Origin of the sequence: Pseudomonas putida (genome assembly GCF_005080685.1) — a bacterium.
Classification (GTDB): Bacteria; Pseudomonadota; Gammaproteobacteria; order Pseudomonadales; family Pseudomonadaceae; genus Aquipseudomonas; species Aquipseudomonas putida_V.
In genome coordinates this window covers 4,360,815-4,376,395 of record NZ_CP039371.1, presented here as the reverse complement: position 1 = coordinate 4,376,395, position 15,581 = coordinate 4,360,815, and the positions used below count along the sequence as shown (strand labels likewise).

At 57.8% G+C, this 15,581-nt stretch carries 13 protein-coding genes; all 13 read left to right on the top strand.

Translation table 11 applies throughout. The features are described 5' to 3' along the window. Positions 1–57 precede the first annotated feature (57 nt). The 13 genes from E6B08_RS20195 to fdhA all read left to right on the top strand — a co-directional run bounded on the left by E6B08_RS20195 (position 58) and on the right by fdhA (position 15,488). Entirely contained in the window at positions 58–1,473 is a 1,416-nt protein-coding gene (locus tag E6B08_RS20195) for an alginate export family protein (protein ID WP_136915650.1), read from the top strand. A gap of 36 nt (positions 1,474–1,509) precedes the next feature. Further along, a complete protein-coding gene (locus E6B08_RS20190) occupies positions 1,510–2,850 on the top strand; it encodes an MFS transporter (protein WP_136915649.1) in 1,341 nt (446 codons plus the stop codon). Between the two features lie 260 nt (positions 2,851–3,110). Beyond that, positions 3,111–4,103: an ROK family transcriptional regulator gene (locus E6B08_RS20185; RefSeq protein WP_136915648.1), complete on the top strand. Its 993-nt coding sequence runs from the start codon at positions 3,111–3,113 to the stop codon at positions 4,101–4,103. Positions 4,104–4,620: 517 nt separating this feature from the next. Further along, positions 4,621–6,288 (top strand): GMC oxidoreductase, encoded by a 1,668-nt coding sequence (locus E6B08_RS20180; RefSeq protein WP_136915647.1) that lies wholly within the window; start codon positions 4,621–4,623, stop codon positions 6,286–6,288. A 53-nt stretch (positions 6,289–6,341) separates the two neighbouring features. After that, complete coding sequence (locus E6B08_RS20175; protein WP_136915646.1) at positions 6,342–7,607, top strand: MFS transporter; 1,266 nt, start codon at positions 6,342–6,344, stop codon at positions 7,605–7,607. 29 nt (positions 7,608–7,636) lie between these two features. Then, positions 7,637–8,104 carry a C-glycoside deglycosidase beta subunit domain-containing protein gene (locus E6B08_RS20170; RefSeq protein WP_136915645.1) on the top strand — a complete coding sequence of 156 codons (468 nt, stop codon included), beginning with the start codon at positions 7,637–7,639 and terminating at the stop codon, positions 8,102–8,104. Beyond that, entirely contained in the window at positions 8,104–9,228 is a 1,125-nt protein-coding gene (locus E6B08_RS20165; RefSeq protein WP_202877482.1) for a sugar phosphate isomerase/epimerase family protein, read from the top strand. The genes E6B08_RS20170 and E6B08_RS20165 overlap by 1 nt, the downstream gene beginning before the upstream one ends. After that, a complete protein-coding gene (locus tag E6B08_RS31545; RefSeq protein WP_202877481.1) occupies positions 9,225–9,563 on the top strand; it encodes a beta-propeller fold lactonase family protein in 339 nt (112 codons plus the stop codon). Before E6B08_RS20165 ends, E6B08_RS31545 begins: the two co-directional genes overlap by 4 nt. After that, complete coding sequence (locus E6B08_RS20160) at positions 9,527–10,441, top strand: lactonase family protein (protein ID WP_416194409.1); 915 nt, start codon at positions 9,527–9,529, stop codon at positions 10,439–10,441. The genes E6B08_RS31545 and E6B08_RS20160 overlap by 37 nt, the downstream gene beginning before the upstream one ends. 2 nt (positions 10,442–10,443) lie before the next feature. Beyond that, positions 10,444–11,580, top strand: coding sequence for a Gfo/Idh/MocA family protein (locus E6B08_RS20155; RefSeq protein ID WP_136915644.1), 1,137 nt, complete (start codon positions 10,444–10,446; stop codon positions 11,578–11,580). Further along, positions 11,577–12,605, top strand: coding sequence for a sugar phosphate isomerase/epimerase family protein (locus E6B08_RS20150; RefSeq protein WP_136915643.1), 1,029 nt, complete (start codon positions 11,577–11,579; stop codon positions 12,603–12,605). The genes E6B08_RS20155 and E6B08_RS20150 overlap by 4 nt, the downstream gene beginning before the upstream one ends. A 142-nt stretch (positions 12,606–12,747) precedes the next feature. Continuing rightward, positions 12,748–14,037: a carbohydrate porin gene (locus tag E6B08_RS20145; RefSeq protein WP_136915642.1), complete on the top strand. Its 1,290-nt coding sequence runs from the start codon at positions 12,748–12,750 to the stop codon at positions 14,035–14,037. A 254-nt stretch (positions 14,038–14,291) separates the two neighbouring features. Then, a complete protein-coding gene (fdhA, locus tag E6B08_RS20140) occupies positions 14,292–15,488 on the top strand; it encodes a formaldehyde dehydrogenase, glutathione-independent (RefSeq protein ID WP_136915641.1) in 1,197 nt (398 codons plus the stop codon). Positions 15,489–15,581: the final 93 nt, after the last annotated feature.

Genomic DNA, 15,581 nt, shown 5'->3' with positions numbered 1-15,581 from the left:
GGCCGGTTCGCCGGCCACTTAGCGCCACCCCACAATAAAAACAATGATGGGATTTCGATGAATACGACCATGATCGTGCGTGCTTTCGCGGCAGGCGCCTGCGCCTGGCTCAGCCTTCCAATCTATGCCGATGACGTGTTGGCCCCTCCTGATGTGCAGAGTGCCCGACCGCTGCGTCCCGGTATCGCACGTTGGGCGGAGGACTATAGCTTTCTGAAGGATCCCAGCAAGCGTACCGACCCGCTCGATGCGCTGCGTTACATTCCATTTGGCGAAAGCAATTGGGTTACCTTCGGTGGTGAGGCTCGCTACCGTGCCGACAGTCACCAGCAGCCATTTTTTGGACTCCGTGGCCGGGACTCGAACAGCTATTTGCAGCAACGATTGCAACTCCATGCTGATTTGCACTTGCTCGATGATCAGTTCCGCATCTTCACCCAGCTGCAGGACACCCGCTCCTGGCGCAAAGCTTTCTTCTCGCCTAACGATCAGAGCGATACCGAGCTACAGCAATTTTTCGTCGACTGGAATCTGCAAATGCCGGCAGGCTACAAATTGACGACGCGGGTCGGACGGCAGGAGCTGGTGTACGGCAATCAGGTGCTGATCAGCGACCGCGACGCGCCAAACCTGCGGTTCAACCTCGACGGCGTGAAGTTGATGCTCAAGACGCCGGGGGGCTACAAGATCGACGCTTTCGCTCTGCGCCCAGTGGCATATGGGCTGAAGTCGTTTGACGACGAGTCCAGCGACGATATCGTTTTCGCCGGGTTGTACAGCACATTCAACTTCAGCAAGCCGTGGAATCTGGATGTCTACGCGCTGGATCTGGAAACCAACAACCGCAGCCTCGCCGGCTTGACCGGGGATGAAGTGCGCTATACCGCTGGCACGCGTATTTTCGGCAAAGCTCAGGGCTTCGATTGGACATGGGATATCGCTGGACAATTTGGCCATCTGGATGACGCTAACTTGCGCGCCTGGGCGGTCGCAGGTACTAGCGGTTATACCTTTGACATGCCGGGCCAGCCTCGTATTGGCCTACGCACGGACATCGCCAGCGGTGACAAGAAGCGTGCGGACAATCATGTGGAAACCTTCGACCCGCTGTATGGAAAAAATGGCTACTACGGCGAGGCCGGTGTAACGACGTTGTCGAACCTTATTGTGGTAGGCCCGCAAGTGGCGTTTTCACCGACGCCGGCGCTGCGTATCGAGCCTGCGATTTATGGGCTGTGGAAGCAGCAAGCCGAGGATGGCGTCTACTTCACCGGTATGGGGCTTGCACCAGGCACTACCCAGACCGACAGCAAGCACGTCGGCACCATTTACAAGACGACCGTCCGCTGGCTAGCCACGCGCAACCTGACAGTGGATTTCGACTGGGAGTATCTCGATGCCGGCAGCGCCCTGACCGAAGGCGGCGGCAAGAGCCTGCACTTCGTCAGCCTGCGTCCAACCCTGCGTTTTTGAAAGCATGATCGATAACTACAAGATGAGATCTGTACTATGACAACGCCTACCGTGGATATTCGCGAGTGGATCGACTCGCGGCCGATGACCCGCTATCAGTGGGGTATCCTTTTCCTTTGTTTCTGTATCGTCACGCTCGATGGGTTCGATGCGGCGATCATGGGCTTCATTGCACCTGCCATTCTTCAGGAATGGGGGATCAGCAAGACCGCGTTCGGCCCTATCATGGCGGCGGCTATGGTCGGCCTTGCTGTGGGCGCATTGGTATCGGGCCCATGGTCCGACAAGATTGGGCGGCGCAAGGTATTGCTGGCGTCGGTATTGACCTTCGGTGTGTTCAGCCTGCTGAGTGGTTTTGCCCAGACACCTGTGCAACTCGCCATCCTTCGATTCTTGACCGGGCTCGGACTAGGTGCCGCGATGCCCAACTGCACGACGCTGCTGTCCGAGTTCATCCCAGCAAAAATGCGCGGATCACTGGTCACTCTAATGTTCATGGGGTTCGGCTTGGGTTCGGCCATGGGCGGTTTCGTATCCGCGTGGATGCTGCCGCATTGGGGCTGGACGTCGCTGCTAATCCTGGGCGGTGTGCTGCCACTGGTGTTGTTGCCGTTCATTTGGCGCGGCCTTCCGGAGTCGGTCGAGTTCATGGTCAGCAAGGGCTATCCGACGGACAGGATTGCAAAAGCCCTTGGAGCGTTGGGAGGGCTTTTTGACGCCGCGTGCATATTCACTCTGCAGGGAAGTGGGGGCGATGCTCCGAAGGGCCGTGTTGCAGGATTGTTTACTGGCCCCTATCGGCGCATCACCATCAGCCTGTGGTGCACCTACTTCATGGGGCTGTTGGTCATCTACTTGTTGACCGGCTGGTTGCCGACCCTGATCAAGGATGCAGGCTTGCCAATCGAGCGCGCCGCAGTGATCACCGCGTTGTTCCAGCTTGGTGGTCTGGCGGGCATCTTATTGGTGGGCTACACGATGGACCGCGCAAGTCCGCGCAAGGTTATTGCCAGCGCATACATCGGCGGGGCCGTCTGCGTGTTTGCGATTGGCCTACTGGCGGTGGAAAGCTCGCTGTTAGGGGTGTTGGTTCTACTCGCTGGGTTCTGCATCAACGGCGCGCAAACGGGGCTGAATGCCTATGCGCCGGGGCTATATCCAACCGCTTTCCGCGCCACTGGCGTCAGCTGGATGCTGGGCATCGGCAGGTTCGGTGGCATCGCCGGGTCCATGATGGGAGGCGCGCTGCTCAGCCTTGGCATGCCTATGAATGTTGTGTTCGCGGTGCTGGGGATTCCCGCCATTCTCGCCGCATGTGCACTGCTTGCAGGTCCCAGAATCGCCTCTGCCCGAGTAGCAGTTTCCCTCGGCCATTGATCGGCCACCCTCTTCTAATCAGCGGCGGCTATCTAGGCTGCCGCTGCCCCTCCAAGATCATTTCAAAAGCCAAGCAAAGGCCGGGCGTGGCAAGCTGAGTGTCTGCCGGGAGGTGGTCCGGGCTTGCCGGTTCGGTGGACTCCCGATCAGGATTGAACAATAATTTTGTTCGACTATGCCAACGGCATACCCGTGGCTTCCCCGCTTCGCACGGTTCGCCATGCACTAATAATCATCACTTCAGCTTCGGTCCCGCTCCCATGCCCAGCGATACATCGCCGTCTGTTTCTAACGTACGTTCCAGCAGTGTCGACGAGGTCATCGCATTACTGCGTTCCCATGGGCCGCTGTCGCAGGCCGAGTTGGTACGTATGACAGGCCTGTCGAAAGGCACGGTGAATAATGTAGTGAAGCGGCTCCTGAAGGAGAGTGTGGTCAGCCTGCGCCAAAAAAACCGCAAGGAGGCGTGGGTTACGTTGGGAGTGGGAGTGGATGCCATTGCCACGGTGGAAATCCAGGCACATAGAATCAAAGGTACGCTGTTCGACTTCAATCAGCAGGCTCGGTTCGACCACTGTCTGGAACAAGGAGAAGGGGCGGAGAGTCCCAGCTCGCCGAATGGCGTCGTAGATCTGTTGCGCGCACTGTGCGAGATGTCGGGAATCGCGGCAGCGGAGCTTGCCTGCATATCGGTGGCGATCCAGGCATCAATCGATCGTGCCAGTGGTGCCATCGTCGGTTGGGCTGCGAGCCGGCTTCCTGGGTGGCGAGATATCGCGGTGGCCGAGGAATTGGAGGCGTTGCTCGGTCGTGCAGTAATCGTCGATAACGATGCCAACCAAGCGGCCTACGGTGAATGGATGTGGGGGTGCGGTCGCGGCTGCGAAGATTTTTTCTATCTTCTTTGCGCTCAAGGCGTGGGGGGAGGGCTGGTAATCAATGGCAAGGTCTATCGGGGTGGCACCGGAGTCGCGGGAGAGGTAGGTCACATGGCGCTAGATGAATCAGGTCCCGTCTGTTTCTGCGGGGGGCGAGGCTGTTTGCATTCGCTGGTTTCGGAACGGGCCATTCTCGCAGCGCTGAGCACCTCAGAGAGCCCGCAGTTATCGCTAGCTGCCGTCATCGAGGGAGCTCGGGCCGACGACGCGGCCTGTAGGCGGGTGCTTTTCGAGGCTGGCCTGAGCCTTGGTCGTGCGGTCGCCCATACAGCGCGCGTCATCGCCCCGAGCATGATTGCGCTCGGGGGGAGTTGAGCCTGGCAGGTGCATTGGTGCTCGACAGCATGCGCAGCTCCCCCGAGGTGCAAAACCTAATGAACATATCTTCCTCAACTCAACTTGAAGTTGCGCAGATTCACGACGCGGTCACCTTGGGCTGCGCAGCGTCGGCGCTGACGTTTCTGGGGCGGGGTATCAGTGAACTGCCAGAGTGGATGGGAGTGCCCCGCTACGCCGGGGCGAGGATTCCAGCGCAGCTGAACTGATTGAACAATAGTTAATTGTTCAATAGGTCCGTTTGTCCAAATCTCGATCCTTCAATGGCATCGAATTATCTCCAGCTAAACTGAGGAAGCCAATAAATATGGGGCTTCTAGCGTCATGTTCGGTTTCGGGTCAGGCTGCTTGTTCAGATCGAAGTGAAAAAAACGGCAAACGCATATTGAACCAAACCATATTGAATGGTACAAAATCCCTATAAGAAACGTATATGGTTCATTAGTGGCTCGCTGTGCGAGGCTAAATCCGTATCACGACAAGAATTGGGATAAAGATGAACAAAGCTAGCTATGATGTCGTTGTGGTTGGTTCAGGAGCTGCCGGTGGTTTCGCTGTAAAAGAGCTGACAGAAAGGGGCTTCGATGTCCTACTGCTGGAGGCTGGGCGCAGTATCACGGCTGAGGATTTCCGTACCGACTTCTCGGGGCCTCGTGAAAAGGGCATTCAGCTCTGGGCCAGGGCTAAGGCTGCCCTTTCAGGTCAGCCGATTCAATCCAAGGTGGCAATGTACGCCAAGCAGCTTAGCCACCTGTTCGTCAACGATCGTGAACACCCATACAGCACGCCCGCCGAACATCCTTTTCTGTGGATACGTGGCAAGCAGCTGGGTGGGCGATTGCATACCTATGGGCGCATGCTGCTGCGCTGGTCTGATTATGATTTCAAGGCGGCCAGTCGCGACGGTCATGGTGAGGACTGGCCCATCAGTTACCATGAGCTGGCCCCTTATTACGACAAAGTGGAAGACTTCCTCGGGATCCGAGGCTGCCCCGATAACGTCCGAAACGTGCCCAACGGCAACTTTGTTGGCCCCTCGAAATTGTCTAGCGCCGAGAGTGAATTCAAGCGCAAGACCATGCAAAACTGGCCTGACCGTCAACCTATTGCATGGCGCTACATGCCGCCAAATATCAAAAGGGTGCCCCAGCCCATCCTGGCTGCACAAGCGACCGGACGATTGACGGTGCGCACCGATGCTGTGGTGGAGCAGGTGTTGACCTGCCCCGACTCCGGCAAGGCCACGGGGGTCAGCTTTATCGACCGCCACACCCGTGAGCAGCACAAGGTGCAGGCGAACATCGTCGTCCTTTGCGCATCAGCCATTGAGACCGTGCGCCTGCTGCTCAACTCTCGCGGCGGCAAGCACCCGGATGGCATTGGCAATGGCAGCGGCGTACTAGGGCGCTATTTCATGGACCAAGTACCCAGCATCATCATGGGGTCTGTCCCTGGTCACAAAGGTTCGGAACTCGACGATACCGTACCAGCTGACCCTTTCTACGGTGTCTCAGGTGGGATCTACATACCCCGCTTCGAGAATCTCGATCAACAGACCGCTGGTGATTTCCTGCGCGGTTATGCGTATCAGGGCACCATTGGCAGGCTGTATACGCCTCAGGACCGTGATGCGAAATTCGGCATCATGGGCTTCGGAGAGATGCTGCCGTACGCCGACAACACCATCACCTTGAACCCGTCGCGCAAGGATCGCTGGGGCATGCCGATCGCCCACATCACTTGCAGCATGCGTCGCAACGAAAAAGCCATGCTGGGTCGACAGGTCGCGAGTATCGAAGAGATGGCCAGCAATGCTGGCTTGAAGATGGAGTTCAATGGCTCGGTATTGGGCTTGAAAGAAGGTGCTGGCGGTGCGTTTCCCGATGCTGATCCGCTGAGCCGATTCCTCTTTCGCACGAACTTCCGTAAGTCCATGGTCATGGGTGCTGCGATCCATGAAAGCGGCGGGGCGCGGATGGGTAGCGATCCCGGCAGCTCCGTGCTCAATGCCTACAACCAATGTTGGGAGGTTCCCAACTTGTTCGTGACCGATGCGAGCAGCTTCGTAACGGGTGGATGTGCGGGCACGACCTTGACGTTGATGGCACTGACAGTTCGTGCCTGCGAATACATTGCCATACAGCGCCAACGCGGCCAGTTGTAATCCGCAAAGCAGCGTTAACCCTATCTACAACAATAACAATGTGAGTTGGGCTTATGACTATCAAACGGTTACAGGCGCACCTGCTTGCAGGCGCGCCCCGAGAAATCAAGTGTGGCCAACGCACGGTATTCATCCAGCTCAGTAGCATGATGCTGCTCGAGTTCGTGATATTCGGCGCATGGTTTGCCACGCTAGGTTTGGTACTGCAGAACCAGGGACTGGCCAGCTATATTGGCCCCACCTACTTGCTATGCGCGATCGCTGCCATGGTTTCGCCTTTGTTTCTCGGGGCATTGGCAGATCGCTTCATGGAAGCACAATGGGTATTAGCGCTGGCGCATCTCTTGGGCGCCGTAGCATTGTTCATGCTGCCAGCGACTCTGGAGAGCGGCAGAGTGGGCGTGTTCCTTACGCTGATCTTTTGCTACATGCTGCTGTTCATGCCGACCCTCGGTCTAGTCAACTCCATCTCGCTTCGCCATCTGGGCGAGAGCCGCATGAGCTTCGCTTACATCCGGGTATTTGCCCCACTGGGCTGGGTGCTGGCGGGCCTGGGCATTGGCTGGGCTGGCCTGTCCGCATCGACCTCGATCTTCACTGTCGCGGCTGCCGCTAGTGCGGTGCTCGGCCTGTATGCACTGCTGCTGCCTGCCACGCCTCCGCCGGTTCGCCAGAGTCGCTTCACCCTCGGGGAGCTGGTCGGGGTGAAAGCATTCGTTCTGTTTCGCAACCGCAACTTCACGGTCCTTCTTTTCTGTTCGCTTCTCACAGCAGTCTCTCTGGGGATTTACAACGCTTTCAGTGCCGCCTACCTATCGGCCCTAGGCATCACCAATGTGGCCGGCACACTTGGGCTTGGGCAGCTTTCCGAGGTGGTCTTCATTGCCACTATCCCATTCGTCCTTTCCAAAATCGGCATGAAGTGGACGTTGTTGGTAGGGATCGGCATGTGGGCGGTGCGTTTTCTGCTCTTCTGCCTGGCACCGGAGCACGGAAACCAGTTGGCCGTGATTGGCGTGGCGCTGCACGGCATCTGCAATGACTTCTGTGTGGTCATTGCCGCGATGTACATCGATCGGCTAGCCCCGCAGGAACTCGCGGCCCAAGCGCAAAGCTGGGTCATCCTCGTGTTCTCCGGCGTCGGTGCTGCGATCGGCTCTGTTATTTCCGGCGCTGTCTACGGTCATTTCGTAGCGCCTGATGCTGCATCGGGTGGGCACGCCTGGATCGCGCTGTGGGCCGTACCGATTGGAGTGGTCGTAGTGAACATGCTGATCTGGATCTTTCTGTTCAACGATAAAGAGGTCTCCGAGGCGTGAGCCTTGCGATGACTTTTCGGGAGAAACGAATGTTCGATAACTACTTGGTCAGGGCGGATAGCCTTAAAAACCGTCGTCAGGATGGGCAGGTGGTAGGCTTCTCGATCGCTGTCCGGCATGCCAACTACCGGGGAGTCTATTTGTCTTTGCACAATGGCTACTACATCGAGGTCGATGGAGTTGAATATCCGGTGAGCGTGCAGTCCTTCGAGATCAATGGACGCCCGCCACGCAGTTTTGACGAAACGCGTAACGCCGTGCATGAGCACTGGGATTATGACGACGAAGCGATCCTGCACATCCAAGTACCCGGTGGGCTGGCGCCTGGCTTCCATAGATTGCGCTTTCAGCAATCGGTTCTTGCCGCCTACGGCTACCTGCCAACGGATGAACAATGGGTGACTGACCCGCCTAAGCCTGGGACCGGTGCTGGCTCCGATAAAACGCCGTATATCGTTACCTACATGCTGCAAATGAACGAGCAGGAGACACACTGATGGCGATGAAACTAGGCGTGTCGCTGTACAGCTATCAGCAGTCGCAATTTTTCAAAGAGCTTGACCTTGAGGCTCAGATTCGCGAAGTGGGAGAAAACCTCCCTGGTGCTAACGGCATCGAAATCGTTGACGAGATGTCGCTGCGTTATCCTGATCCCGGGGCTGATTTCGTCGAGCGTTGGTTCGGCTGGATGGACCGCTACCGCACTGTTCCGGTGACGATGGATGTGTCGTTCGACGTGCTGCAGTTCCGTGACCACGTCATGGACCATGAGGAGTGCGCCGAGCGCTTGCGACATGACTTGCGCCTGGCCAAGCGTTTGGGCTTTCAAAATGTGCGGGTGCTTTCCACCTGTCCCTTAGATGTGATGGTTCGTGCGCTGCCGCTGGCCGAGCAGCTTGACATCAGACTGGGTAAGGAAATCCACCAACCAATGCCACTGGAAGGTGAGCAGGTCACTGAGATCCTGGAATTTGTGGCGCGCAGCGGTACTCGTCACCTGGGTATCGTGCCTGACTTCGGGATCTTCCAGACGCGTCCGCCCCAGGTGATACTCGACCAATTTCAACGCCGGGGCGCAAGCCCTCGAGCCTGTGCTGCTTCGGTAGAACTGGCTCAACAGTTGACGGCTGGTCAGGCGCCGTTCGCCGCTATCGACATGTCCTTCCACACGGCCGGCAACCTGCGTTCGGGGTTCAAGCGCTTCTTGCACAGCGGAGAATGTGAACCCGAGTTTCGTGCAGCGTTTTCCGGGATCAAGGCCATCACCCAAGAGTGCGTTACTGAGCCCAGCGATTTGGACTACACCGTTGTCGTCGAGGCGTTGATGCTCTCGCGTACCAATCCAGACCTGCTGCGTCAGATGGCTCCTCATGTGGTGAGCATTCATGGCAAGTTCAATTATATGTCCGAGGTGCCGGGGGCGCCGGGTACGTACGAAGACGCTGCCATGGACTACGTTTCCCCTCTGCAGGCCCTGCAAGCCGGTGGTTACGACGGTTACATCAATTCGGAGTACGAGGGGCAGCGATATTTCCAGGATCGCACGCGCGCCGAAATGATGGATGAGGTAGAGCAGGTGCGCCGCCATCATGAGATGTTGCGCAGGTTGCTGGGCCTATGAGTACTTACAATGCATCCGGCGGAGCATTGACCGCGTATGTCGGCACCTACGGGGCGCATCCCGGAGCTAATGGCGGCGGCATTTATCAGCTGCGTCTGTGCGACCACGGCACAGAACTGCTTGTCGTCGGTCGCACTCCCTCGCCGGTGGAGGCGGGGTACCTAGTGTACGCTGCGGATACACGCACGCTGTATGCCGTCGATGAGCGTAAAACCGATGGTAGAGGGCCGGTGGCGCCACCAGCGGCGGTTCATGCTATGCGCGTGCACCCCGTGGATGGCGCGCTGAGCGCAGTGAACTGGCTGACAGCCCCGGCCCACGGCCAACCTTCTTGAGTTACTGTGCCAAACGACGTTTGCTCTTCACTGCCAATCACGGCGACTTCCAGCATGTCGAGAAAGTAGTGCGTAAACCCGACGGCAGTTGGACGACACGCTACGAATACGATGATTCGACGGTGGTCGTGTATGGCCTGGATACAGACGGCCGGTTGGCGTGCATCGAGGACATCCTGGTCCTTGCAGGGCATGGAACCGACCCCAACGGCTCTGCCCAGAACGACGGCCATGCGCAAGCCAGCCCTCATGCACATAGCGCCGTAATCGATCCGAGTGGCCGCTATCTGCTGGTCTGCGACAAAGGCACGGATCGAGTGTATGTGTACACGGCAGAACCACGGCCAGCGTTGGTGTCGGTGTGTCAGTTCGGTCCGCAAACGGCGCCTAGACACTTGGCGTTTTCATCCTCGAGCCGGGCGTACATGACTTTGGAGCTGTCGTCCGAAGTGGTGACATTGGCTTTTGATGGCGACAGTGGCCAGCTCACGATGATAGCGCGGTGCACGACCGTAGCCGAGGGTTTCTCGGCTCTCAACGAGCCTGCTGAAATTCGGGTGCATCCCAATGGGCGATTCGTATACGTCAACAACCGCGGCGAGGATTGCCTGGCTTGGTTCGAAGTGCAAAACGATGGTGCATTACGCCGTGCCGGGGCCGTGCGACTGGCTGGCTCGCTTCATCCAGGTGTGGCTGCGCGCAGTTTCGCGTTCGCGCCATGCGGTGAGTTCATGCTCGTCGCTGATCGTCCGGCCCACCAGGTGCGTTCCTATGCAGTCAGCCCCACCAGTGGCGGGCTGGTGTTACTGGCCGAGGTGAACATACCGGATCCCGCCTACATCGAGTTCGTGCAACTGCCACCTGCGGGAGAACAATGACCATGTCTGGATTGAAGGTCGTGATACTAGGTGCCGGCATGATTGCTGACATCCATCGGCGGGCTGCGTTGCTGGCCGGTGCGCAACTCGTCGGGGTCATGGCGTCTAGCCTGGAGCGGTCGCAGGGCATCGCCCGAGCCTGGGCGACCCAGGCGTTGACATCGCTGGATGACCTGCGGGCGATGAAGCCAGATGTAGTGCACGTGTGCAGTCCAAACGGCTTGCATGTGGAGCATGCCGAAGCTGCGATGGCTGCTGGCGCTCATGTGATTTGCGAGAAACCGCTGGCCATCGATGTGAGGGGCGCCGCGCGGTTGTATGCCCAGGCGCAAGACGCCGCTCGCATTGCCACTGTGCCCTTCGTCTATCGTTTTCATCCGCTGGTTCGCGAGCTAAAGGCCCGCGCCGAAGCGGGTGAATTCGGCCCTTGGCAGCTGCTGCACGGTAGTTATTTGCAAGATTGGATGATTTCACCGCTGACGTCGAATTGGCGTGTGGATGCGAAAGCCGGTGGGGCCTCGCGCGCGTTCGCTGACATTGGTTCGCATTGGTGCGACTTGATGGAATTTGTCACCGGAGAGCGTATCGCCAGTGTCAGCGCTGCGATGACGATTACCGTTGCTCAGCGACCAAGCGGTGGGGCGGGCAGTTTCGCAGGGCAGGGAAGTGGGCGACTGCAGGACGTCGACACTGAGGATGCTGCCTGCGTGATGTTCCGCACCCTGTCGGGAGTTCTGGGCTCGGTAAATGTCTCTCAGGTGTCTGCAGGACGCAAAAACCGGCTTTGGTTCGAGTTCGATGGGCAGCATCGCAGCGCTGTTTTCGACCAGGAGCAGCCTGAGACTGCATGGCTCGGCGGGGTCCGCTCGAGCGAAGTGCTTTACCGCGACCCTGGAGTCGGTGCACCCGATGCGCGCAGGCTTTCGACGCTGCCAGCGGGACATGCCCAGGGTTATGGGCATTGTTTCGAGCACTTCGTTGACGATACGTACAAAGCCATTATGGGGGAAACAGTGGCTGGCTTGCCGACCTTTGCCGACGGGCTGCGCTCGGCGCAGATTGTCGCCGCCGTGGTCGAGTCCGCTCGCACGGGAAACTGGGTCGACGTTGCAGCCACGAATGAGGAGTCAGGGTCATGAGTGTAACTACCCCAGAGGTCACGTTATTTACCGGGCAGTGGGTAGATCTGCCATTGGAGGAAGTGGCCCGGCTTGCCGCTGAGTGGGGTTACGATGGGCTCGAGCTAGCTTGCTCTGGTGAACATCTGGATGTATGGCGAGCTGCGGAGGATGCAGACTACTTGGCGGAGCGTAAAGCAATCCTGGACCGCCACGGCCTGTGCCTGCGTGCGATATCCAATCATCTGGCGGGCCAGGCGGTGTGCGACGATCCGATCGATTTCCGCCACAAGTCGATCGTACGCTCCCGTACATGGGGCGATGGCGTGGCAGAAGGGGTACGCCAGCGCGCAGCAGAGGAGATGAAACTGACTGCTAAGGTCGCGCGCAAGCTCGGGGTGGACACGGTGGTCGGTTTCACCGGCTCGTCGATTTGGCCTTACGTGGCAATGTTTCCTCCAGTAGATGAAACGGTAATCGAGCAAGGTTTCGAGGACTTCGCACGTCGCTGGAACCCCATTATGGATGTGTTCGATGACTGCGGAGTTCGTTTCGCACACGAAGTCCACCCGAGCGAGATTGCTTACGACTACTGGTCCAGCCAGCGCGCTCTGGAGGCGCTGGGGCATCGCAAGGCATTTGGCTTCAATTGGGACCCGTCCCACATGATGTGGCAGCACATCGACCCTGTGGGCTTCATCACTGATTTTGCAGAGCGTATCTACCACGTCGATTGCAAGGATACCCGGTTGCGACCGCAGAACGGGCGTGCAGGCGTATTAGGATCGCACTTGCCATGGGGCGATCCACGCAGAGGTTGGGACTTCGTCTCGACGGGCCACGGCGATGTGCCTTGGGAAGATGCCTTCCGTGCATTGCGAGCAGTGGGCTACAACGGGCCAATCTCTATCGAGTGGGAGGACGCTGGCATGGATCGAATGCACGGAGCCAAGGAAGCCGTGGGTTTCGTGCGCTCTTTGCTATGGAACTTGCCGCATGCTCGCTTCGATGCGGCCTTCTCAGGTAACTCCGGCGGAGCCGTTTGAAACTGAGGCATGTAACCTGAAGGCCGCAGCAGGCTTTCAGGTGTTTTAATACTGCTTGTACATATGCGAACAACGAGTTTCTCCAATAACAAGAATTGGGGCGCAGGTATCGCTTGCGCTCTAAAATAACTCAAGGTGTCATATGAAGTGCTTAATTGCTGGCGCGTGTGCTGCTGTCTCTTTGTTAGCGGTCAATGGTTCTGCCAATGCCGAAGGGTTTTCCCATACGTTGACTGGAAACTGGGATGGCATCAGGGATAATTGGGTTGATCAAGGCTACTTAGTTGAAGGTAATTATCAGAGCCAAACAGCGCACAACTTTACGGGCGGCGATCGCGAGTTGACCCGCTACACTGACCAGTTCAGCCTGATAGGCACTTTCGATTTCGAGAAAATCTTCAATTGGGACGGTGCCACGTTTCAGGCCATCATGACCGAGCGCAGTGGTCGCAATCTGAACATCGACGCCAATATCGGTGCCTATGATCAGCTGCAAGCCATTTGGGGGCGTGGGCAGACCTGGTGGTTAACCATGTTTGCCCTTAAACAGAAAATGCTGGACGACCGCTTGGAACTGCGTGTGGGCCGGCTGACCGTAGAGCAGGACTTCGATACCCAACCGTGCGATTTCCAGAACATCACGTTCTGCGGAGGACCTCAGGGCAACCTGGTAGGCGATTACTGGATCAACTGGCCTGCCAGTCAATGGGCTGGGGTGGTCACCTGGCACACTTCGGATAGCGCTTACGTCAAAGCCGGCGTCTATCAATTGAACGAAACTTACCTTGACAGCGCGTGGGCGCGCTCCAATGCCTGGAAGCCCAATTTCCCCTCCGGGACCGTAGGCGCTCTGGTACCCGTGGAATACGGCCAGACATCTCGGCTGTTTGGCCAACCCAGCAAATACATGCTGGGTGCATGGTACAACACCGCCGGAGGCGGCGACCGCTACCTCAATGAGGAGCGGGACTCGCTGGGAAGTGAAGGCGGTAAGGCTTTGGAGCGGTCCGGACGCTATGGCGTCTACTTCACCGCCATGCAGCAATTGACGGGAAACGCCAGTAAAGGCTGGAACGCTACGTTCAACCTCGCAGCGGCAGACAAGGCTACCTCCTATCTCGACCACCAAGCCACATTCATGTTGCAGTACAAAGGGGTGTTTGATCGGCCTGCAGATTTCATAGGATTGGCTGTGGGTGCTACCCACGGAAACCCCCGGTATGCCGCCTATCAGCGCGATTGGAACCGGGCGAACCCGGATCAGACGGTGCGTGTCTTCGATGGGTATGAGTATGAGAGCGAAGCGTTCTACAACTGGTCACCTGTGCCAGGTGTGAACTTCAGGCCGAACGTGCAATGGATCGTCCATCCCGGGGGTTCGGACAGCGGGTCCGCTCTGGTACTTGGCCTCAATACCTTGGTCCTGTTTTGACCGTCGTACTGCCATGTGAACCAATCCTGTCGGCGACAACTTGAAGGTAAAGCTGATACCTGTTTCGCTTTTATTTATATGGATAATGGTGTTCAAAAGCATGGCAAGCCTTTGTCCTGCCTGGTGCGCGATCGAATTTATTCGCTAGGGTATGCCGGGACGGGCGGCTTGTCAGTGAAGGGGTCACGTGTAACTGTTCTAGGGCTGTAAAGCTTTAGCAGTTGAGTCGTTATATAATAACAGCGGAGATGCAGATGAGCGCGTTCAATCGAGGTGTCGTTTATGTCGGCGCTGGCCACGTGGAAGTTCAGAATATTGACTACCCAAAAATGCAGGATCCGCGGGGTCGTAAAATAGAACATGGCGTAATTTTGAAAGTCGTGTCGACCAATATATGCGGTTCTGATCAGCACATGGTACGGGGGCGCACCACCGCCCAAGTTGGCCTTGTGCTCGGTCATGAGATTACCGGTCAAGTGATCGAAAAGGGCACGGATGTCGAACATCTGCAGATCGGTGATCTGGTCTCAGTCCCGTTCAACGTTGCTTGTGGCCGCTGCCGCTCGTGCAAAGAGCAGCACACCGGCGTGTGCCTCACCGTCAACCCGGCCCGCGCCGGTGGCGCCTACGGATACGTTGACATGGGTGATTGGACGGGAGGGCAGGCCGAATATGTGCTGGTGCCTTACGCCGATTTCAACCTGCTGAAATTGCCTGATCGCGACCGAGCCATGGAAAAGATTCGTGATCTTACCTGCCTGTCGGACATCCTTCCCACAGGCTATCACGGCGCCGTGACCGCCGGTGTAGGTCCTGGAAGCACCGTCTATGTTGCTGGCGCGGGCCCTGTCGGGTTGGCAGCTGCCGCTTCGGCGCGCCTACTGGGAGCTGCGGTAGTAATCGTAGGCGATCTAAATCCTGCCCGACTGGCGCATGCCAAGGCTCAAGGTTTTGAAATTGCCGACCTCACCTTGGACACTCCTTTGCATGAGCAGATCGCCAACCTACTCGGCGAGCCGGAAGTCGACTGTGCAATCGATGCCGTTGGTTTCGAGGCGCGCGGCCATGGGCACGAGGGCGCCAAGCATGAGGCCCCGGCAACGGTGCTCAACTCCCTCATGCAGGTAACTCGGGTCGCGGGCAAAATTGGTATTCCTGGACTCTACGTTACGGAAGACCCTGGCGCCGTGGACGCAGCGGCAAAAATTGGCTCGTTGAGCGTCCGCTTCGGATTGGGCTGGGCGAAATCACATAGCTTCCACACAGGGCAAACGCCAGTGATGAAGTACAACCGGCAGTTGATGCAAGCCATCATGTGGGACCGGATCAATATCGCCGACGTGGTGGGTGTGCAGGTGATCAGCCTGGAGGATGCGCCGCGCGGATACAGTGAGTTCGATGCGGGTGTGCCGAAAAAATTCGTCATCGATCCGCACCGCTCGTTCTCCTGAGGCCTACTTCGGCTCTGCATCAGCCGGTCTTCATCGAGAAATAGTCCATTCAGATCGGCTGATCAACCACAAAGTCTCTGCTATCGGTTTGTC

Coding starts and splice junctions, on each gene's coding strand:
- E6B08_RS20195 (WP_136915650.1), top strand. CDS start 58: ATGAATACGACCATGATCGTGCGTGCTTTCGCGGCAGGCGCCTGCGCC.
- E6B08_RS20190 (WP_136915649.1), top strand. CDS start 1,510: ATGACAACGCCTACCGTGGATATTCGCGAGTGGATCGACTCGCGGCCG.
- E6B08_RS20185 (WP_136915648.1), top strand. CDS start 3,111: ATGCCCAGCGATACATCGCCGTCTGTTTCTAACGTACGTTCCAGCAGT.
- E6B08_RS20180 (WP_136915647.1), top strand. CDS start 4,621: ATGAACAAAGCTAGCTATGATGTCGTTGTGGTTGGTTCAGGAGCTGCC.
- E6B08_RS20175 (WP_136915646.1), top strand. CDS start 6,342: ATGACTATCAAACGGTTACAGGCGCACCTGCTTGCAGGCGCGCCCCGA.
- E6B08_RS20170 (WP_136915645.1), top strand. CDS start 7,637: ATGTTCGATAACTACTTGGTCAGGGCGGATAGCCTTAAAAACCGTCGT.
- E6B08_RS20165 (WP_202877482.1), top strand. CDS start 8,104: ATGGCGATGAAACTAGGCGTGTCGCTGTACAGCTATCAGCAGTCGCAA.
- E6B08_RS31545 (WP_202877481.1), top strand. CDS start 9,225: ATGAGTACTTACAATGCATCCGGCGGAGCATTGACCGCGTATGTCGGC.
- E6B08_RS20155 (WP_136915644.1), top strand. CDS start 10,444: ATGTCTGGATTGAAGGTCGTGATACTAGGTGCCGGCATGATTGCTGAC.
- E6B08_RS20150 (WP_136915643.1), top strand. CDS start 11,577: ATGAGTGTAACTACCCCAGAGGTCACGTTATTTACCGGGCAGTGGGTA.
- E6B08_RS20145 (WP_136915642.1), top strand. CDS start 12,748: ATGAAGTGCTTAATTGCTGGCGCGTGTGCTGCTGTCTCTTTGTTAGCG.
- fdhA (WP_136915641.1), top strand. CDS start 14,292: ATGAGCGCGTTCAATCGAGGTGTCGTTTATGTCGGCGCTGGCCACGTG.